The 20997-nt window shown below is 35.5% G+C and carries 16 protein-coding genes; 11 read left to right on the forward strand and 5 right to left on the reverse strand.

Annotation, left to right across the window (positions count from 1 at the left end):
- Positions 1-17 precede the first annotated feature (17 nt).
- Entirely contained in the window at positions 18-356 is a 339-nt protein-coding gene (locus tag CKV78_RS03485) for a carboxymuconolactone decarboxylase family protein (RefSeq protein WP_005762103.1), read from the forward strand.
- A 63-nt stretch (positions 357-419) separates the two neighbouring features.
- Here CKV78_RS03485 and CKV78_RS03490 read toward each other — a convergent pair whose 3' ends face one another.
- Positions 420-1220, reverse strand: coding sequence for a sulfite exporter TauE/SafE family protein (locus CKV78_RS03490; protein WP_005762104.1), 801 nt, complete (start codon positions 1218-1220; stop codon positions 420-422).
- Between the two features lie 225 nt (positions 1221-1445).
- Between CKV78_RS03490 and CKV78_RS03495 the strand changes: the two genes are divergently transcribed.
- The 8 genes from CKV78_RS03495 (at position 1446) to rplT (ending at position 8752) form a co-directional block, all read left to right on the forward strand.
- Positions 1446-3128, forward strand: a complete 1683-nt coding sequence (locus CKV78_RS03495; protein ID WP_005762105.1) for a solute:sodium symporter family transporter — start codon at positions 1446-1448, stop codon at positions 3126-3128.
- 26 nt (positions 3129-3154) lie between these two features.
- A complete protein-coding gene (locus CKV78_RS03500) occupies positions 3155-4600 on the forward strand; it encodes a sulfatase-like hydrolase/transferase (protein ID WP_005762106.1) in 1446 nt (481 codons plus the stop codon).
- Between the two features lie 95 nt (positions 4601-4695).
- Positions 4696-5289: a Crp/Fnr family transcriptional regulator gene (locus tag CKV78_RS03505; RefSeq protein ID WP_005762107.1), complete on the forward strand. Its 594-nt coding sequence runs from the start codon at positions 4696-4698 to the stop codon at positions 5287-5289.
- Between the two features lie 29 nt (positions 5290-5318).
- Entirely contained in the window at positions 5319-6461 is a 1143-nt protein-coding gene (locus CKV78_RS03510) for an anaerobic sulfatase maturase (protein WP_032855136.1), read from the forward strand.
- A gap of 17 nt (positions 6462-6478) precedes the next feature.
- Positions 6479-7303 carry a D-hexose-6-phosphate mutarotase gene (locus CKV78_RS03515; protein ID WP_032855138.1) on the forward strand — a complete coding sequence of 275 codons (825 nt, stop codon included), beginning with the start codon at positions 6479-6481 and terminating at the stop codon, positions 7301-7303.
- Positions 7304-7477: 174 nt separating this feature from the next.
- Positions 7478-8020 carry a translation initiation factor IF-3 gene (infC, locus tag CKV78_RS03520; RefSeq protein WP_081442231.1) on the forward strand — a complete coding sequence of 181 codons (543 nt, stop codon included), beginning with the start codon at positions 7478-7480 and terminating at the stop codon, positions 8018-8020.
- Positions 8021-8132: 112 nt separating this feature from the next.
- The gene (rpmI, locus tag CKV78_RS03525; protein ID WP_005596065.1) at positions 8133-8330 is read left to right on the forward strand and encodes a 50S ribosomal protein L35; all 198 of its coding nucleotides are present in this window, start codon (positions 8133-8135) and stop codon (positions 8328-8330) included.
- Between the two features lie 68 nt (positions 8331-8398).
- Positions 8399-8752 carry a 50S ribosomal protein L20 gene (gene rplT / locus CKV78_RS03530; RefSeq protein ID WP_005596075.1) on the forward strand — a complete coding sequence of 118 codons (354 nt, stop codon included), beginning with the start codon at positions 8399-8401 and terminating at the stop codon, positions 8750-8752.
- Between the two features lie 114 nt (positions 8753-8866).
- On the opposite strand, the gene CKV78_RS03535 is transcribed toward rplT, so the two are convergent.
- The 4 genes from CKV78_RS03535 to ttcA all read right to left on the reverse strand — a co-directional run bounded on the left by CKV78_RS03535 (position 8867) and on the right by ttcA (position 18708).
- Positions 8867-10945, reverse strand: a complete 2079-nt coding sequence (locus CKV78_RS03535; RefSeq protein ID WP_032855140.1) for a TonB-dependent receptor domain-containing protein — start codon at positions 10943-10945, stop codon at positions 8867-8869.
- Between the two features lie 421 nt (positions 10946-11366).
- A complete protein-coding gene (locus tag CKV78_RS03540) occupies positions 11367-16835 on the reverse strand; it encodes a YadA-like family protein (protein ID WP_095075281.1) in 5469 nt (1822 codons plus the stop codon).
- A gap of 338 nt (positions 16836-17173) precedes the next feature.
- The gene (msrA, locus tag CKV78_RS03545; protein ID WP_005762114.1) at positions 17174-17698 is read right to left on the reverse strand and encodes a peptide-methionine (S)-S-oxide reductase MsrA; all 525 of its coding nucleotides are present in this window, start codon (positions 17696-17698) and stop codon (positions 17174-17176) included.
- A 74-nt stretch (positions 17699-17772) separates the two neighbouring features.
- Entirely contained in the window at positions 17773-18708 is a 936-nt protein-coding gene (ttcA, locus tag CKV78_RS03550) for a tRNA 2-thiocytidine(32) synthetase TtcA (protein ID WP_005762115.1), read from the reverse strand.
- 191 nt (positions 18709-18899) lie between these two features.
- On the opposite strand from ttcA, the gene mukF reads away from it, so the two are divergent.
- Both mukF and mukE read left to right on the forward strand, forming a co-directional pair.
- Positions 18900-20225, forward strand: coding sequence for a chromosome partition protein MukF (gene mukF / locus CKV78_RS03560; RefSeq protein WP_005762117.1), 1326 nt, complete (start codon positions 18900-18902; stop codon positions 20223-20225).
- Positions 20226-20268: 43 nt separating this feature from the next.
- Positions 20269-20994 carry a chromosome partition protein MukE gene (mukE, locus tag CKV78_RS03565; protein WP_005762118.1) on the forward strand — a complete coding sequence of 242 codons (726 nt, stop codon included), beginning with the start codon at positions 20269-20271 and terminating at the stop codon, positions 20992-20994.
- Positions 20995-20997: the final 3 nt, after the last annotated feature.

Raw genomic sequence — 20997 nt, forward strand, 5'->3', positions numbered from 1 at the left:
ATTTTATAGGAGATATTATGTTTGCAGACTGGAAAAATGATGTTTCACACGTCAAAAAATCATTTGGTGCATTAGGTCAAAAATACCCTAAAATGTTACAAGCTTATGGGGCATTAAATACAGCAGCTGCTGAAAATAACGTATTAGATGTAAAAACCCGAGAATTAATTGCATTAGCTGTTGCAGTAACAACACGTTGTGAAAGTTGTATCGGTGTTCATGCGGCTGAAGCTGTAAAAGCTGGTGCAACAGAAGAAGAGGTTGCTGCTGCATTAGCAACTGCAATCGCACTTAACGCAGGCGCAGCATACACTTATTCATTGCGAGCATTAGAAGCATTTAATGAACAAAAATAATAAGTGATATTTCAAAAAGCTCACATCATAGTGGGCTTTTTTGTTCTCTGGTTGCTGATTTCTCTATTTCATCAAATGCGCAATAAGCATATATCCTGCGATGGCTAATAAGATTATGCCTAAGAGTTTTTTTGCTACGTCTGGATGTAAAATGCCACGGATTTTCATTGAAAGAAAGCTAGTAGCGAATGAGCTTAATACCACAATCGCAACAATTGAAAAATTGACATATCCAATTTGCCAGCCATAATCCAAGTGAAATGGTGGCGTTTTGGATAAATAACCATATAGGCTACCGAACCCACCAATTACCATCATATAGTTAGTATATGGTGCGATTTGATGAGGTTTGATGCTATGGAGTTGTCCAATTAATGGTGCCATAATTGAACCCCCACCAATGCCTGTCATTCCGGCTACTGTGCCGCCAAATAAGCATAAGCCTGCACCTTTAAGATTCTCATTTTTTTCGACGCTATCGGCTTTTGTCGATTTTGAAAAGAAGATCGTTCGAATCGCTAATATCGTTAGCACGCTAATAAAAACGACAATAATGAAAATATCTGGTAAATAGAAACTGGCTTCAAACCCTAATTGAACTCCGATAATCATTCCTAAAGACCAAAGTAACATTGCTTTAAAATTAATTTGTATTTTTTGTTTGTAAAAGTAAGTTAAATTAATTAATGCCGATCCAATTACAATGGTAAGTGAGGTTGCTGCGATCATTTGTAAGGGAAATTCAGGAAAGAGCGTATATAAGATAGGGACCATCAGTACACCACCTCCAATCCCAAATATTGCGGACATTAAGTTTGTCATCGCTCCACATATAATAAGGATAAAAATTAACTGCAAGCTCATAAAATGACTCCATTTTTTATTTTATTATGCCCTTACATTAAAAGGCGAGTTTATGATCACGCTCATATCGTGAAACATTTTTTGAATTCTGATTAAAATCTGTGATCAAACTCACTATGGTTCTATGATGATTATCATAAGTCTTCATTTTCGGCTGTATTATCCTAATCCTGTATCTTTTTAGATGCCTTTATTTTGGACTAAATATAAGAAAAGGAGGACGTTATGTTCATTACAATCGCCAGCTTTCTCGTTGTAACGGGAATTGTGGCATATATCTCGTGGAGAAAAACAAAGGGTGATGATTTAAGCACCTCAAAAGGCTATTTTTTAGCTGGCCGTGGGTTGAGTGGACTTGTGATTGGCTGCTCAATGGTATTAACCTCACTATCAACTGAGCAACTTATTGGTGTAAATGCGGTTTCTTATAAAGGTAATTTCTCAATTATTGCGTGGACTGTACAGTCAGTAATTCCTTTGTGTTTTTTAGCTCTTTATCTATTACCGAAATACATTAAAAATGGTTACACAACGATTCCAGAATTCTTTGAAAATCGTTTTGACCGTCAAACTCGTTTAATTATGTCAGCACTTTTCTTAGTGTTCTATCTTTTCATCGTTATTCCGACCGCACTTTATACCGGTGCAATTGCATTTAATAAAATTTTTAACTTAGAAACGGTATTTGGTATTACTTATGGACAATCTATTGTTTATACCGTAGTCGCAATTGGTATAGTAGGTGCAATTTATGCTATTTTTGGTGGATTAAAAGCAGTCGCAGTTTCTGATACGTTGAATGCAGTCATTTTAGTTATAGGTGCGTTATTGGTGCCAATCTTTGCATTAGCTCACTTAGGTGATGGTAGTATTTCTGAAGGTCTTAAAGTTATTACCACTACTCACGTTGAGAAATTTAATGCTATTGGTAATGCAACAGATGCGGTGCCTTGGCCAGCAATGTTTACCGGTATTTTAATTGTAAACTTCTTCTATTGGACAACTAATCAAGCGATAGTACAACGTGCATTAGGCGCGAGAGACCTAAAATCAGGTCAAAAAGGTATCCTTTTAGCAGCCTTATTCTTATTAACTTTACCTGTGATCTTGAACTTACCGGGTTTATTAAGTTTTCATATTCTTGGTGATGGCTTAAATCCAATTGATACGTCTTACCCAGCATTAGTCAATAAAGTATTGCCAACCTTCTTACAAGGTTTCTTTATTGCAGCATTATTCGGTGCGATTTTAAGTACATTCAACTCATTCTTAAACTCAGCGGCGACTATCTACTGTAAAGACTTATTACCATCAATCAGTAAAAAACAACGTACAGAGCAAGAATTAATCGCTCATGCAAAAAAAGTATCAACCATTATGGCGATCTTAACCATGATCATTGGACCATTATTGATGTTTGGTACAGACGGTATCTTCTTGTTAACTAAACGTTTTGCTGGATTTGTGAATATCCCAATCGTTGCATTATTTGCAGTAGGTTTATTTAATAAAACAGTTTCTGGTTTAGCTGCACGTATTGCCTTGTTATTACACGTTATTTTATATTTCAGTATTGTTTGGGTATTCCAAGTGAAAGTAAACTTCGTTTATGTAATGGCTGCATTATTCGTATTCGATGTTATTGTAATGTTAGTATTAGGTCAATTCTTAAAACGTGAACCATATCAAGAAAGCAAAGAAAACAAAGAGGGAGTAGACTTAACATACTGGGAACATGCTCGTGTGACGGTAGCTTCTTTAGTACTTGGCTTAATTTCACTACACGCATTCTTATCGCCAATTGGTTTAGCTTCACCAGACGGTCAGCCAGGATTAATTTTGGGTATCTATGCTGTGTTACAAGTGATTGTATTATTTGTATTCCGTATGAAAAAAACGGCGATGTAGATCATCGTAAAATAGAGGTGTAAATAATGAATATTGTCTATATTCTCTTAGATCAAGTGAGAAAAGATATGCTTGGTGCCTATGGGCACCAAGTAGTAAAAACCCCTAATATTGATAGGTTAGCCCAAGAAGGGATTCGCTTTAATAATGCGTTTACCCCAGCTTCTGTTTGTGGACCAGCAAGAACTTCATTGTTCACTGGGTTAATGCCTTCAACACACGGTATTATCAAAAATGGGGAAAAGGGTGGAACTGGTGAAATTAGTAAACAGGCACCAAATATTGCGAGATTAGAGGGATATAACAGCTATGTTGTAGGAAAATGGCATGTGGGTACTAAGTCTGTCCCGGAAGATTATGATATTAAAGGTCATAATTTTGATGGTTATGGTTACCCTGGTAGTGGTGTGTATAAAAACTTAGTTTTTAATCAACCTCCAACCCACTCTAACCGCTATCACGAATGGTTATTAGAAAAAGGACATCCAATCCCGGAAGTTAGTCGAGCATATTTTGGTGATAATCCACATTTACGTGTTCAAGAATTATGTGGTTTATTATCTGGTACAAAAGCAGAAACAATCCCTTATTTCATCATTGATGAAGCAAAACGTTATATCAAAGAATCACTTGATGAAAATAAACCGTTCTTCACTTGGATTAACTTCTGGGGTCCACATACACCTTGTATTGTGCCAGAGCCTTATTATTCAATGTATAGTAAAGATGATGTTGTGCTTGATGAAAGTTTCTTCAAACCACTTGAAGGAAAACCAGGTCACTTCCGCACGATTTCAAAAATGTGGGGAATGTGGGAAGCAAGCGAAGATCATTGGAAAGAAGTGATTACTAAATTCTGGGGGTATATCACGTTAATTGATGATGCAATTGGTGAGTTATTGGATTATTTAGAAGAGCACAATCTATATGAGAACACATTTATTGTTGCAACCGCTGATCACGGTGATGCAATGGGTGCCCATAGAATGATTGAAAAAGGCGAATTTATGTTTGATACGACCTATAATATTCCATTGATTGTCAAAGATCCTAAATCTGATCGCATAAATGAACAAGATGATAATTTAGTTTATTTACATGACTTGACTTCAACGGTTTATGATATTGCAGAACAGCAAATTCCAGAAGTTTTCCAAGGGGAAACCTTACTGCCAATTACACGTGAAAAACAACAAAATGATCGTAAGGGTATTTTGGCACAGCTTGCAGGGCATTTTGTCTATTTTGAGCAACGTATGTGGCGTCGTAAAGATTATAAATTAGTTTTTAATGCAACTGATGTGTGTGAATTATATGATGTTCATAACGATCCTGGAGAAATGCATAATCTTTTCTATGATGAGCGTTATCGTGAAGTTAAAAAAGAAATGCTAGAAGAAATGCGTGTAGAAATGAAACGGCTGGGTGATCCACTTGAAAACTGGCTTTATCGTATTATTGATGAAGTGTAATCATAAAAAGGCGGACAAAAGTTCGCCTTTATCACTATAATAAATCATAGGACGAAATTTTAAACACAATATCAATAAGCTAAGGAAATGATACGATGGAAAGCTATAATATCCAGCCAGAAGAATTAAAACATTGTCAACTTACTCACCTTCATCAATTAACAAAGGGAATGACTGTTTATCAACAAGGTGAAGTCGCACAAGAATTTTATTATATAAAACAGGGTTTAGTTGGGTTATATCATACATTGGATAATGGTAAAGAAAGCCTTGTACGACTGTATCGGCAAGGGGATTATTTTGGTTTTAGAACATTATTTGGGCTAGGGGATAGTCGTTATCACTGTAATGCAAAGATCCTAATTGAAGCGGAAATTATTCGTATTAAACCGGAAGATATTGAGCAATTTTTCTTACATAACGTCCAACTAAGTAAATCACTTTTACAAACATTAGCCAATGAACTACGTGATGCAGAGCAACGCTTAGCCAAAAGTGCTTATTTACGCACATTAGATCGAGTGATTGATAGCCTATATTTTTTAACGAGTAATTTTCCTTATTATAACTGGACGTATCGTGAAATTGCTGAATATGCAGGTTGTGAAACCGAAACAGCAATTCGTATTGCTAAAGAACTAAAACAAAACGGCTTATTTACCGAATTGTTGCCTTCTTATAAGAAATAGTCTTTTTTATGCTGATTTTGGAGCGAGAAATGTCATTTTTTTCACCAAAACCACATTTCCACTTAATGGCAAAGCCAAGTAGCTTCCATTGTAATATTCAATGTGAATATTGTTTTTATTTGGAGAAAGAGCAGGATTTTGGCAAACAAGCACGGTTTATGTCTCAAGATACTCTCAAAAACTATATTAAGAACTATATTGAAGCACATGCTGGCAATCAGGTGGATTTTGCGTGGCAGGGGGGAGAGCCTACTTTATTAGGTTTAGATTTCTTTAAAAGTGCGGTCAATTTTCAGAGAGAATTTGCAAAAGGTAAAACCATTACTAATGCCTTCCAAACTAACGGTATTGCGCTTAATCGCCAATGGGCAGAGTTTTTTAAACAAAACGATTTTTTGATTGGATTATCGATTGATGGATTAAGTGCCGTGCATAATCGTTATCGTATTACTAGTTCAGGGCAGCCTACTTACGATCGCGTTGTCAAAGCTCTTGAATTATTAAAAGAATATCAAGTGAACTTCAATACGCTTACGGTAATTAACGATCAAAACTGGCAAAAAGGAAAAGAAACCTATCAAGCATTAAAAGCATTAGGCTCGACCTTTATGCAGTTTATTCCTATTGTGGAAAAAACAGATTGTCCTAGTAAAAATGCTACTACTTCATTTTCTGTACCGCCAGAAGGTTATGGCGTATTTCTATTTGATGTTTTCCAAGAATGGTTAAAAGAAGATGTTGGGCGCATTTTTGTATTGGAATTTGATAATTTACTTGGACAGTGGCTAGGGTATCCATCGAGCAGTTGTATTCATCAGCCAACCTGTGGCAAATCCCTCATCGTTGAAGCTAATGGTGATGTGTATTCTTGTGATCATTATGTGTATCCAGAGTATCGTATTGGTAATTTAAATCAACAATCGCTGGTGGATTTAGTTTTATCACAGCAACAACAGCAATTTGGTTTAGCGAAACAAAACCAATTAACCTCTATTTGCGAATGCTGTGAGTTTAAATCTATTTGTTATGGTGGCTGTCCTAAACACCGTATTATCGAAGTCGCTAGCAATGAATTTAAACATAATTATTTGTGTCAGTCATATCGTTATTTCTTTAATAAAACTGCACCACATATGAAGCAAATGAGACAAAAAATTTTAAATGGTCAATAATTTTAATGGAGTCTGCTATGAGCGTACAGCATATCAAACAAATTACGCCAGAACTGAATTTATATCACTATAATCAAATGCCAGTCTTGGAGCTTAAACACGCTGTTGGACAAGCAAAAATTGCACTACAAGGCGCACAGTTATTGCAATGGCAGCCCAAAGGGGAGCGTGAATTGTTATGGCTTAGTAAGATTGAATCTTTTGAATTAGGTGTGCCAATTCGTGGTGGTATACCGCTTTGTTATCCTTGGTTTGGTAATAAAAAACAGCCTATTCACGGCACAGTGCGTTTATATTTATGGTCTTTGAGTGATTATGCGATCGAAGAAGATAAAGTGCGGTTAGTTTTTTCATTATTTAATGAATTGAATTGTATTGAAGCAAAAGTCCTGATGGTATTTACACAAGATTGCCAGATTGAATTTACCCATTATGGTGAAACACCTGCACAAGCAGCATTACACACCTATTTTAATGTGAGTGATATTGCACAAGTTGAAGTCAACAATTTACCTCAAACAGGACTAAATGCGATTACACAACAAATCGAAGTATTACCTTCAACACGTAAAATCGCTGGAAATGTGGATTGTGTTTATACTCTAGAGAATGTACAAAATTATACAAATAGCATCAATGATCTTGGTTTTACGCGCCAAATTGTCTTAGAACATCAAAAAATTAGCGATCTTGTATTATGGAATCCTTGGAATAATACAGTGAGTGCAATGCAAGACAGTGATTATAGGCAAATGTTATGTTTAGAAAGTGCAAGGATTACGAAACTTTTGCAAACAGGTGAAAAAATCGGAGTTAAAATTAGTACTAAGAATATTAGGTAAAATGTGTATTTCTAGGGCAAATTCTCCTTATTTTAAAAGTGACATAGTGTATTACTTATTGCATAAATCATTAAAATAAAGTAAAATTGCGCCCGTTTTGCTCATATGAGAGCACTGAATCATCTTCTTCTGCTAAGTAGATGATGTTATGTCAACCAATAGAGGAATAAGACTATTAAAACCGTAAAAAAAGCACCAGTTGCTAATCGTCCGAATCGCATTAATGATGAAATTCGAGTGAAAGAAGTTCGTTTGATTGACCAAGATGGCGAACAAGCAGGTATTGTATCAATTCAACAAGCATTAGAAATGGCTGAGCAGGCTGAGTTAGATCTTGTTGAGATTAGCCCAAATGCAGAGCCTCCAGTGTGTCGCATTATGAATTACGGTAAATTCCTTTATGAAAAAGGTAAAGCGGCAAAAGAGCAGAAGAAGAAACAGAAAGTTGTACAAGTGAAGGAAATTAAATTCCGTCCTGGTACAGATGAAGGCGACTATCAGGTAAAACTACGCAGCCTGATTCGCTTTTTAGAAGATGGGGACAAAGCTAAAATCACAGTTCGTTTTCGCGGACGTGAAATGGCTCACCAAGACATCGGCTTAGATGTATTAGAGCGTGTTAAAAACGATCTGGCGGATATTTCTGTTGTAGAATCTGCACCAGGTAAGCTCGAAGGTCGTCAAGCTGTTATGGTACTAGCCCCTAAAAAGAAATAATTAGTGCAAGATCAAGTAATTAAGTGCGGTTGAAATTTCAAGAATTTCGACCGCACTTTAATTCGCCTAATTATCCTGTATTAACTTAAAAACAATGCGGAGTTATTCAACAATGCCTAAAATTAAAACAGTACGTGGTGCTGCGAAGCGTTTCAAAAAAACAGCTTCTGGTGGTTTCAAACGTAAACAATCTCACTTACGTCATATTTTGACTAAAAAGACAACTAAGCGTAAACGTCATTTACGTCACAAATCAATGGTTGCGAAAGCTGACCAAGTTTTAGTAGTAGCGTGCTTACCATACGCATAAACTGCGTTTTAAGTACAGTCGTACGATTAGTTAAATTTTAGATTAAATAGACAATAGGAGATTAAATAATGGCTCGTGTAAAACGTGGTGTTATTGCAAGAGCACGCCATAAGAAAGTTCTTAAGGCTGCTAAAGGTTATTATGGTGCTCGTTCACGTGTTTATCGTGTTGCGTTCCAAGCAGTAATTAAAGCTGGTCAATATGCATACCGTGACCGTCGTCAACGTAAACGTCAATTCCGTCAATTATGGATTGCACGTATCAACGCTGCAGCGCGTCAAAACGGTTTATCTTACAGTAAATTCATCAATGGCTTGAAAAAAGCTTCTGTTGAAATCGACCGTAAGATCCTTGCTGATATTGCTGTATTCGACAAAGTTGCTTTCGCTGCATTAGTAGAAAAAGCAAAATCTGCACTTTAATTTCAAAGTAAAGATGAATTAGGACGCTATTTAGCGTCCTTTTTTATATTAACTAGATATAAGTTGATAATAAAAAGCCACTTTATAAAGCAGCTTTATTATAAATAGAGTAGTTTAGAACGTATAGCTTGCAGTAAAGCGAGCATCTCTTCCTTTACCAACTAAGCTATTATGACCTGCACGTTGGCTATGGCTACGGTAAGTTTTATCAAAAATATTATCAATAGAGATATTTAAGATTAAGCTATCATTTGCTTTCCAGCTAGCATAGAGGTCATGTAAGCTATAACCAAGTTGTTTGACTTTTGTTTGATTACCACCAGAGTTACGGCTTGGTGAACCCGTAGTACTCTCAACGAAACGACCTTTCCAACCAATTTCTAAGTCTGGATTGTCGAAATGATAAGATAAACCAGCCGTCCAAGTTCTGCCTGTTTTTACAGCAAATACAGTATTGTCAGCAGTATTTCCATAAACTTCAGGAGAACTATCCGCAACACCTAAACGGGTTGTAAAACCTGCTTTTTTGTAACTAGTACTGATTTCATAACCTTTATTACGTAATAAAGCGCCATTGTATATTTCACGTTGTTCATTGCCAATGCTTCTCATTGAGTGAGCATTTTTTACGCGTTGCCAGAAATAACTACCTTCTAAGCTTAGCTCATTGTTAAGGTTATAGTTAAAGCCAATTTCTGTATTACGAGCTTTTTCTGCTGTAATATCATCAGCAATACTAATATTTCCATTTCCAGCTAGCATGATTTCATATAAACGAGGACTACGTGTAGCATAGTTTAAGTTTGTGTTTAAACTGAAATCTTGCTTAATTTCCCAAATTAAGCCCAGACTAGGGTTAAAATGTCCTTTGCTGACTTTTTTACCATTAGATGCTCTAAAATCAAAATGATCATAGCGTGCGCCTGTTGTTAAAGTAACTGGACCTATTCCCCAGATTCCTTCAAGATAAATACCCGTATCTTGTTTTTTCTGATTATGTGCCTTTGCTGCTAATTTGTTTGGTTTACCTACTTGTTGGCGGTAATTTAAGCCATATTTGATCATATGATTATTGCCAATAACAGAATCAAAATTGATATTTGCACCTGTTGTTTCTAGTCTAACTCTGTTATTTTGCATTGGTTCTTCACGATTACGATGAATATGGTAAATATTCGCTTTTATTTCACTAATAAAGCCAAGATTTTTACCAGACCATTCTAGATTTGTAGTATCTTGCGTTGTAATGCGATATCTAGGATTATTATTTGCACCATTTACGATATAGTTACCTTTTTCATCTAATACATAATAAGTATTACCGCCTTTACGATCTTTGCCAGCTACAACATCGCTTAGGGCTTGTCCAGGCGCTAGGGGATCGTTTTTTGATTTTGTTAGATAAGAATTGGTAAAATCAAATTCTTCTCGTAAAGCTCTTTTTCCGTGATAATGCTCTTGGCGGTGACTTAGAACAATGCGATGATCTTCATTTACATCAGCACCGGCTTTAAATAATAGACCACGTTGATTCAATGCACTATTTTGGACACGTTGTTCACCAGATAAATTACGATACTTTTTTCCACCAAGATAATCTTTTTCATATATCCAGTTCCCAGAAACTAAAGTATCAAATGCGCCATATTTAGCATAAACACTAGCACCTTGGTGATATCCTTTATTACTATTTATGCCCGTATTTAGTTTAAAACCAATCTGTTGATTTTCTTTTAAGAGATCTTTAGCATCTTTGGTGATTGCTTCAATCGAACCACTTGTTGCACCAATGCCTGAACTAGCGGAGCCAGCTCCTTTTTGCACATTTATTTTTTTAATTAAACTAGGATCTAAAATAAAACGAGCCTCATGATGAAAGAGCTGTGAGTCTGAATAGGTATTATCAACTTTGATATCAATTTGATCTTGTCCCATTCCTCTAATTGTTGTCCATTGAGATGTTCCACCAACACCCCCTCCAAAGTTAATAGAAGGCTCGGCACTTAATAAGCCTCGCAAATCCGTTTGTGTATTACGCTCTATTTGTTTTAACGTAACAACATTTGTTGCATTTTTTGTACCTGAGTGCAAGGTAACATCAATAACCTCTAAATGTGCTGTATTTGACAACGCATAATTAGTGTACATCGCACAAAAAATTACCATGGACAATTGAGTTCTCTTGAAAGACATATTTTCTCCGTTTGATTGATTAATAAAAACACATAAAATGCACGCAATATACACAAAATATAAATGATAATCAATATTACTTGCGTTTATTTTTTAAAGCTTGATTTACAAATAAAAAATTGATTTTTAATAGAATTTTATTGCTCTAATACATGAATAGGATAGCGTATATCTATTGACAAGTTTAAATTAATAACAATTATCCATATAAAATGTAGTGTTAATTTTTATATAAAGTGTTAAGTAATGCTAATGATTTCACTGCATTAGTGAAAAAATTTTTATCATAAATTAAATTGATGAGATGATTTAGATAGGGTTATTAAATTTTATTGAGCAGGGTGGTTTAATAACTGAAATATATAAAAAGAGCTATTTCATAATGAAATAGCTCTTTTGATAAGGAATGTTTTGTTATGAATTAGAATTCAAAATTCACACCAACATTATATGATGTTCCACTACCGTTAGGTCCCATTGAGAAACCTGCTTTCGCAGCAACATTTTTGCTAAAGCGGTAACCAGTACCCACTGCCACTGCAGTTTTACCTTTATAACCACCTACAGCTGCACTTACGTTCACTTTTCCTACGTTATATGGTTGGAATAAGCCACTTAATGCTGCTTGAGTTGCAAGGCCAGTTTGAACCTCTTTATTTAAGCGATTAACACTTTGATCAAGTCTTGCAATACCAGCTTTGTTGACTTCGATGTTTTTCGCATTTGTCTCAACATTTCCTGCATTCACATTAATATTTGATTTAATGATCTGAATTTCTTTGCGGTTATTCGCAATATTCACAGTATTTTGTTGAATGTTGTTTTGGTTAATAGTGATATCTTTGCGGTTTTGTTCAATATTCACTGCGTTATTGTGAATATTAGTTTGGTTCACTTGGATATCAGTACGGTTTTGTGCGATATTCACATTATTATTGTGGATGTTAACGCTGTTGTTATGAATATTTTGTTGGTTATTCGCAATATTCGTTGCATTAACATTAATATCCTTACGGTTATCAATCACGTTAACAATAGTTTTGTTGATATCGGTACGGTTATTCGCAATATTTTGCGTATTCGCATTAATATCAGTGCGGTTGTTTGCGATGTTTTGAATGTTCACATCAATATCAGCACGATTGTTCGCGATATTTTGTGCGTTTACGTTGATATCATTACGGTTATTCACGATATTTTGTGCGTTTACGTTAATATCAGTGCGGTTAAGCGCGATATTTTGAGTGTTTGCATTAATATCAGTGCGGTTGTTCACGATATTTTGCGTATTCACATTAATGTTATTGCGGTTATGTGCGATATTTTGAATATTCGCATTAATATCGGTACGGTTATTCGCGATATTTTGAATATTCGCATTAATATCAGTACGGTTACTTGCAATATTGCCTGCATTAATATTGATATTGTTGCTGTTGTTAGCAATGTTACCCGCATTAATGTTGATGTTGTTTGCATTGTTAGCAATGTTGCCAGCATTTACATTAATGTTATGAGAGTTGTTTGCAATGTTACCTGCATTCACATCAATATCGTGACGGTTATTCGCAATATTCACAATGTTTGTGTTGATGTCTGTACGGTTGTCTTTGATATTCGCAATGTTTGTATTGATATCAGTACGGTTATCACGAATATTAGCAGTATTACGGTCGATATCGGTACGGTTATCGCGAATATTAGCAATATTGCGGTTGATATCGGTACGGTTGTCTGCAATGTTTTTCGCATTATTAATAATATGTGAACGATTTACATTAATATCTGTGCGGTTAGCGTTGATATCTGTGCGATTGTCTTTGATATTCGCAATATTACGATCAATATCAGTACGGTTATCACGAATATTAGCAGTATTACGGTCGATATCGGTGCGGTTATCGCGAATATTAGCAATATTGCGGTTGATATCGGTACGGTTGTCTGCAATGTTTTTCGCATTGTTAATAATGTGACCACGGTTATCCGCAATGTTTTTCGCATTATTAATAATATGTGAACGATTTACATTAATATCTGTGCGGTTAGCGTTGATATCTGTGCGATTGTCTTTGATATTCGCAATATTACGATCAATATCAGTACGGTTATCACGAATATTAGCAGTATTACGGTCGATATCAGTACGGTTATCACGAATATTAGCAATATTACGGTTGATATCGGTACGGTTGTCTGCAATGTTTTTCGCATTGTTAATAATGTGACCACGGTTATCCGCAATGTTTTTCGCATTATTAATAATATGTGAACGATTTACATTAATATCTGTGCGATTGTCTTTGATATTAGCAATATTACGATCAATATCAGTACGGTTATCACGAATATTAGCAGTATTACGGTCGATATCGGTACGGTTATCGCGAATATTAGCAATATTGCGGTTGATATCGGTACGGTTGTCTGCAATGTTTTTCGCATTGTTAATAATGTGACCACGGTTATCCGCAATGTTTTTCGCATTATTAATAATATGTGAACGATTTACATTAATATCTGTGCGATTGTCTTTGATATTCGCAATGTTTGTATTGATATCAGTACGGTTATCACGAATATTAGCAGTATTACGGTCGATATCAGTACGGTTATCACGAATATTAGCAATATTACGGTTGATATCGGTACGGTTGTCTGCAATGTTTTTCGCATTGTTAATAATGTGACCACGGTTATCCGCAATGTTTTTCGCATTATTAATAATATGTGAACGATTTACATTAATATCTGTGCGATTGTCTTTGATATTAGCAATATTACGATCAATATCAGTACGGTTATCACGAATATTAGCAGTATTACGGTCGATATCGGTACGGTTATCGCGAATATTAGCAATATTGCGGTTGATATCGGTACGGTTGTCTGCAATGTTTTTCGCATTGTTAATAATGTGACCACGGTTATCCGCAATGTTTTTCGCATTATTAATAATATGTGAACGATTTACATTAATATCTGTGCGATTGTCTTTGATATTCGCAATGTTTGTATTGATATCAGTACGGTTATCACGAATATTAGCAGTATTACGGTCGATATCGGTGCGGTTATCGCGAATATTAGCAATATTGCGGTTGATATCGGTACGGTTGTCTGCAATGTTTTTCGCATTATTAATAATATGTGAACGATTTACATTAATATCTGTGCGATTGTCTTTGATATTCGCAATGTTTGTATTGATATCAGTACGGTTATCACGAATATTAGCAGTATTACGGTCGATATCGGTGCGGTTATCACGAATATTAGCAATATTGCGGTTGATATCGGTACGGTTGTCTGCAATGTTTTTCGCATTATTAATAATATGTGAACGATTTACATTAATATCTGTGCGATTGTCTTTGATATTAGCAATATTACGATCAATATCAGTACGGTTATCACGAATATTAGCAGTATTACGGTCGATATCAGTACGGTTATCGCGAATATTAGCAGTATTACGGTCAATATCAGTACGGTTATCGCGAATATTAGCAATATTGCGGTTGATATCGGTACGGTTGTCTGCAATGTTTTTCGCATTGTTAATAATGTGACCACGGTTATCCGCAATGTTTTTCGCATTATTAATAATATGTGAACGATTTACATTAATATCTGTGCGGTTAGCGTTGATATCTGTGCGATTGTCTTTGATATTAGCAATATTACGATCAATATCAGTACGGTTATCACGAATATTAGCAGTATTACGGTCGATATCGGTACGGTTATCGCGAATATTAGCAATATTGCGGTTGATATCGGTACGGTTGTCTGCAATGTTTTTCGCATTGTTAATAATGTGACCGCGGTTATCTGCAATATTCGCTGCATTATTGATGATGTGAGCACGGTTTACATTGATATCGTGACGATTGTGTGCAATGTTGTGTGCATTGTTAATAATGTGACCACGGTTATCTGCAATATTCGCTGCATTATTGATGATGTGTGCACGGTTTACATTAATGTCAGCACGATTGTGTGCAATATTGTGAGCGTTGTTAATAATGTGACCACGGTTATCTGCAATATTCGCCGCATTATTGATAATGTGGGTGCGGTTCACGTTGATATCGTGACGATTGTGGTTGATGCGTGATGCATTCACATCAATGCGGTGACTATTGTGATCAATACGAGCAGAATTAATGTTAATACGTTGGTTATTATGCGCAATATTATGTGCATTATTAATGATATGAGCACGGTTTACATTAATGTCAGCACGATTGTGTGCGATATTGTGTGCATTGTTAATAATGTGACCACGGTTATCTGCAATATTCGCTGCATTATTGATGATGTGTGCACGGTTCACGTTGATATCGTGACGATTGTGTGCAATGTTGTGAGCATTGTTAATAATGTGACCACGGTTATCTGCAATATTCGCCGCATTATTGATAATGTGGGTGCGGTTCACGTTGATATCGTGACGATTGTGGTTGATGCGTGATGCATTCACATCAATGCGGTGACTATTGTGATCAATACGAGCAGAATTAATGTTAATACGTTGGTTATTATGCGCAATATTATGTGCATTATTAATGATATGAGCACGGTTTACATTAATGTCAGCACGATTGTGTGCGATATTGTGTGCATTGTTAATAATGTGACCACGGTTATCTGCAATATTTGCTGCATTATTGATGATGTGAGCACGGTTCACGTTGATATCGTGACGATTGTGGTTGATGCGTGATGCATTCACATCAATGCGGTGACTATTGTGATCAATACGAGCAGAATTAATGTTAATACGTTGGTTATTATGCGCAATATTATGTGCATTATTAATGATATGAGCACGGTTTACATTAATGTCAGCACGATTGTGTGCGATATTGTGTGCATTGTTAATAATGTGACCACGGTTATCTGCAATATTCGCTGCATTATTGATGATGTGTGCACGGTTTACATTAATGTCAGCGCGATTGTGTGCAATATTGTGAGCGTTGTTAATAATGTGACCACGGTTATCTGCAATATTCGCCGCATTATTGATAATGTGGGTGCGGTTCACGTTGATATCGTGACGATTGTGATTGATGCGTTGGGTATTATGCGCAATATTTACACTGTTATTATGAATGTTGTGTTTATTAGCTTGGATATTGCCTGTATTTTTTTGTATAGCACCTTTATTTTTATTTATTTCAATTTGAGCATTTAAAATATCTTTACTGTTTTTTGAAATATTTATTTGATTCGCTTTAATATCTTGACGATTATTGACAATATTTACATTGTTTTTGTTGATATTATTTTGAATGTTCTTAATGTCTTTCTTATTTTGAGCAATTTGAGCGGTGTTTTCTTTATTATTTCCGTGATCAATTCTAATATTATTAATTTTAATATTGTTATTTTGAGTGATTGATAATGTATTATGAACAACAGCTGAAACAATATTTGTTACATTTGTTTGATTATGTTTATTGATTGTAACATTAGTAACACTAGGTTTTTGTACTTGAGGTTTATGTTGAATTTGTTGCTGTGGAATTTGTACTATCGGTAGGCTTTGTTGTTGAATTTGTCTATCGATAATATCATTTCTGTGTTGGTTAATTTGACCTTTCTTTTTAGCTAAATTAAGGGTTCTATCTGTTAATGCTAATTGCATTTCAACAGAATTGAAGCCATGCTGTAAGTATGATCTTCTATTTGGAAGAATAGCTTGTTGATGGTTCATAATTGGCGCAGTGCCTGTAGTAGGCAACTGTGCTCCCATAATGTTAGCTCTATATTGATTGTTACTTACTGGTATAAGGTCAGGTGTTACTGCAAAACCTTCCGTTGTTAACATCCCTGTTACCAATAAAGTAAGTAAGCTATTTTTAAATGTTAAGTTTTTCATTCGAAAGCCTCTTAAATATCTTATATTTGATGCCTATACATCACTAGCTTTTTATTTGAACAAAACTGTTATATTTTATGTTCTATAATAAAATACTCTTATACTAGATATTATTAAAATGACTTTTACAAACTTTTACACATTAAAAAATGAACTTTTTAATAATGACAAGCCCTTATTTAAAAGCTTGTTTGTTTATTAATCTTATTATTGTAAATTTATTTTACTTATATTTAATTAATGTAAATAAGGTAAGTTGAATATAAGTTATGAAAATAAAAAGCCGAAATTTTATTTAAATTTCGGCGTAAGTTAAATATAAAGCAAAATAGCCTTATTTATTTCCATATTTCTTCAAATTTTACTTTTGCTTTTAAGAATTTAGGGGTAGCCACAAGGGTACAATACGTATTTTGAGGATTTTGTAAGAGGTATCCCTGGTGATATTCTTCAGCAGAGTAGAATATTTGAGCTGGAAGAACTTCAGTTACAATAGGAGCTTCGAAGTGCGGTTGTAATTCTGCTATTTTTTGTTCTGCAAGTTGTTTTTGTTGATCGCTTAAATAATAAACTCCACTACGATATTGTGTACCAATATCTTCCCCTTGATGATTTAATTGTGTTGGATTATGAATAGAAAAGAAAATCTCCAATAATTTTTCATAACGAATCACAGATTCGTCAAATTCGACTTTCACCGCTTCTGCGTGTCCCGTTTCGCCTGTACAGACTTCTTTATAAGTTGGGTTCTCAGTGGTTCCATTAATATAACCAGAGGTCGCTTTTTTCACACCTTTAATTTGATTGAAGACGGCTTCGACACACCAGAAACAGCCACCAGCGAAGATTGCTTGTTGAGTCATATATTCTCCTTCGTATTAGTTTTCTCTTTTATTTTGTCGTTCCAATTGTTTTATTCTTACACAATAACAAAGTATTATTGAACTTGTTTAAATTGGATCATTTCATTTTCTGAAAAATCATTCTGATCTTCGTCATCAATTAAGACTTGGGAAGAGAAGTCTGGTTTGTCAAAAGCAATATCGCCTTCAATATTCTCTAAAATTTGACCGCGCTTAATGTCTTTAAAATTAAAGAGTGCTGTGTCACATAAATGAGAAGGTACAATATTTTGCATTGCGCTAAACATTGTTTCAATACGACCTGGATATTGACGATCCCATGTTTGTAACATTTCTTTGACGACTTGGCGTTGTAAATTCGGTTGAGAACCACAAAGGTTACAAGGGATAATCGGGAATTGTTTTGCTGAAGCATATTTTTCAATGTCTTTTTCTTTACAATAGGCAAGTGGACGAATCACAATTTGTTTTCCGTCATCGCTAATTAATTTAGGTGGCATACTTTTTAATTTACCGCCATAGAACATATTTAAGAATAAGGTCTCTAACATATCATCACGGTGATGACCTAGTGCAATTTTGGTCGCCCCTAATTCAGTTGCAGTACGATATAAAATACCTCGTCTTAAACGTGAGCAAAGTGAGCAGGTCGTTTTACCTTCAGGAATTTTTTCTTTCACAATACCATAGGTGTTTTCTTCAACGATTTTATAATCAACACCAATGCTTGCTAAATATTCAGGCAAAATATGCTCAGGGAAACCCGGTTGTTTTTGATCTAAGTTAACCGCCACAATATCAAAATGGATCGGGGCATTTAAACGTAAATTTAATAAAATGTCTAACAGCGTATAGCTATCTTTTCCGCCTGAAAGGCAAACCATTACTTTGTCGCCATTTTCAATCATATTGAAATCAGCAATAGCGTTGCCGACATTGCGACGTAAGCGTTTTTGCAACTTATTAAAGTTGTAAGTCTGTTTTTTATCTTGTTGAGTTGTTTCTGTCATTCTCTTTATTCGTCATTCGTTAAAAAATCTGCGTATAGTAAGGCTTAATCCGGATTTTTCCAATAAAAATTCGTAAATGAGGAAAAGTGCGGTCGATTTTTTGTGAATTTCTTCACTGTTAGAATGGACAAAATCCTGTATAATCAACCAAATTTTTTTGCGTAATTTACCCCCGTTGTGAGACTTTTTTAATGCTTGAAACATCACAAACAATTCCTGAGCTCGTTTCTTGGGCAAGAGAGCGTGAGTTTTCTTTAAATTTATCGACAGAGCGTTTAGCCTTTCTATTGGCTATTGCGATTTATAATAACGAACGCCTTGATGGCGAGATGCTAGAGGCAGATTTAGTCGATATTTTCCGCCATATTTCGAGTGCGTTTGAGCAGTCCTCAGAAACCATTTCTACACGTGCTAACAATGCTATTAATGAGCTTGTAAAACAGCGTTTTCTAAATCGTTTTAGTAGTGAATTTACTGAAGGGTTATCGATCTATCGTTTAACTCCATTGGGTGTAGGGGTGTCAGATTATTACATTCGCCAGCGTGAATTTTCAGCATTGCGTTTATCTGTTCAACTTTCTATTGTGGCTGATGAAATTCAACGTGCTTCAGAAGCAGCAGAAGAGGGAGGTGATGAGCATCATTGGCGTCGTAATGTGTTTGCTCCACTGAAATATTCTGTGGCAGAGATTTTTGACAGTATTGATTTATCTCAACGCGTGATGGATGAAAATCAGCAGAGCATTAAAGAAGAAATTGCTGAATTATTAACAAAAGATTGGCAAGCGGCAATAGCAAGCTGTGAACGTTTATTAGATGAAACATCAGGCAACTTACGCGAATTACAAGATACGTTAAATGCCGCAGGGGACAAATTACAAGCACAATTATTACGTATTCAAGATTGTGTGATCGGTCAGGAAAATTTGTATTTTGTGGAACAATTAATTACCGATTTGCAATCAAAACTCGACCGTATTATCAGCTGGGGCCAGCAAGCTATCGATTTATGGATTGGCTACGATCGCCATGTACATAAATTTATCCGTACCGCAATTGATATGGATAAAAACCGCGTATTTTCACAACGTCTGCGTAATTCTATTCATCACTATTTTGATCAGCCTTGGTTCTTATGGACGGCTCAAGCAGAGCGTTTAATTGATTTACGTGATGAAGAATTAGCACTACGTGAAGAAGATGCCTTAGGTGAATTGCCAGAAGAGTTACAATATGAATCCCTTGCGGATTTACACGATCAAATCGTGGAACATATGCAAGGCTTATTAATTGATTATCGAGAGCATAACCGCCCAATTAATTTAAGTTTAGTGTTAAAAGAACAATTAGAAAATTACCCTGTCACAAAACATTTTGATGTAGCACGTATTATCGTTGATCAAGCAGTCCGTTTAGGTTTGGCAAAAGATGATTTAAGTGGTATTTATCCGCATTGGGAGCCAATCAACCAACGTGGTGCGGAAGTGCAGGCTCATCCAATTGATGAGTATAAATAAGTGCGGTAAGTTTTAGCGAAATTTTATAAATAGAGAACAAACAATGACAGACAATCTTCAAGATCTCATTTCAACTAAATTGGCAGCGGCGATTGCAAATCCGCTATTTCCTGCTGTGGATAGCCAATTGCGTTCAGGCAGACATATTAGTATTGATCAATTAGACAATCACGCATTTTTAATGGATTTCCAAGGTGAATTAGATACTTTCTACCGCCGTTATAATGTGGAGCTCATTCGTGCGCCAGAAGGTTTCTTCTATTTACGTCCCAAAGCAACGACATTAATCGCGCGTTCTGTGTTGACTGAGCTCGAAATGTTAGTAGGAAAAGTGTTATGTTATCTCTATTTAAGCCCCGAGCGTTTAGCCCAGCAAGGTATTTTTAGTACACAAGAAGTGTATGATGAATTATTAAATTTAGCGGATGAAAACAAACTATTAAAAGCAGTAAACCAACGCTCTTCAGGTTCTGATTTAGATAAACAAAAATTAGCAGAAAAAGTACGTGCAGCGTTAAACCGTTTACGCCGTTTAGGTATGATCCATACAGTTGGTGAACAAAATAGCGGTAAGTTTACGATTTCAGAATCAGTATTCCGTTTTGGGGCAGAAGTGCGCTCAGGCGATGACCCACGAGAAGCACAATTACGCTTAATTCGTGACGGGGAAGCGGCAACACCAGAATCTTTAGCATTAGAACGACAAGCCAACGCAGAAAGTGCGGTCGAAAATGAAGAAATTGAAGATGAATTAGATGATGAGGAATAAAGA

Source organism: Pasteurella dagmatis (assembly GCF_900186835.1).
Classification (GTDB): Bacteria; Pseudomonadota; Gammaproteobacteria; order Enterobacterales; family Pasteurellaceae; genus Pasteurella; species Pasteurella dagmatis.

Excerpts from the sequence above, each read along its gene's own strand:
- CKV78_RS03540 (WP_095075281.1), bottom strand. The coding sequence starts at position 16,835 with ATGAAAAACTTAACATTTAAAAATAGCTTACTTACTTTATTGGTAACA.
- CKV78_RS03495 (WP_005762105.1), top strand. The coding sequence starts at position 1,446 with ATGTTCATTACAATCGCCAGCTTTCTCGTTGTAACGGGAATTGTGGCA.
- CKV78_RS03535 (WP_032855140.1), bottom strand. The coding sequence starts at position 10,945 with ATGTCTTTCAAGAGAACTCAATTGTCCATGGTAATTTTTTGTGCGATG.
- rpmI (WP_005596065.1), top strand. The coding sequence starts at position 8,133 with ATGCCTAAAATTAAAACAGTACGTGGTGCTGCGAAGCGTTTCAAAAAA.
- ttcA (WP_005762115.1), bottom strand. The coding sequence starts at position 18,708 with ATGACAGAAACAACTCAACAAGATAAAAAACAGACTTACAACTTTAAT.
- mukE (WP_005762118.1), top strand. The coding sequence starts at position 20,269 with ATGACAGACAATCTTCAAGATCTCATTTCAACTAAATTGGCAGCGGCG.
- CKV78_RS03505 (WP_005762107.1), top strand. The coding sequence starts at position 4,696 with ATGGAAAGCTATAATATCCAGCCAGAAGAATTAAAACATTGTCAACTT.
- CKV78_RS03500 (WP_005762106.1), top strand. The coding sequence starts at position 3,155 with ATGAATATTGTCTATATTCTCTTAGATCAAGTGAGAAAAGATATGCTT.
- CKV78_RS03515 (WP_032855138.1), top strand. The coding sequence starts at position 6,479 with ATGAGCGTACAGCATATCAAACAAATTACGCCAGAACTGAATTTATAT.
- rplT (WP_005596075.1), top strand. The coding sequence starts at position 8,399 with ATGGCTCGTGTAAAACGTGGTGTTATTGCAAGAGCACGCCATAAGAAA.
- CKV78_RS03510 (WP_032855136.1), top strand. The coding sequence starts at position 5,319 with ATGTCATTTTTTTCACCAAAACCACATTTCCACTTAATGGCAAAGCCA.
- mukF (WP_005762117.1), top strand. The coding sequence starts at position 18,900 with ATGCTTGAAACATCACAAACAATTCCTGAGCTCGTTTCTTGGGCAAGA.
- CKV78_RS03485 (WP_005762103.1), top strand. The coding sequence starts at position 18 with ATGTTTGCAGACTGGAAAAATGATGTTTCACACGTCAAAAAATCATTT.
- msrA (WP_005762114.1), bottom strand. The coding sequence starts at position 17,698 with ATGACTCAACAAGCAATCTTCGCTGGTGGCTGTTTCTGGTGTGTCGAA.
- CKV78_RS03490 (WP_005762104.1), bottom strand. The coding sequence starts at position 1,220 with ATGAGCTTGCAGTTAATTTTTATCCTTATTATATGTGGAGCGATGACA.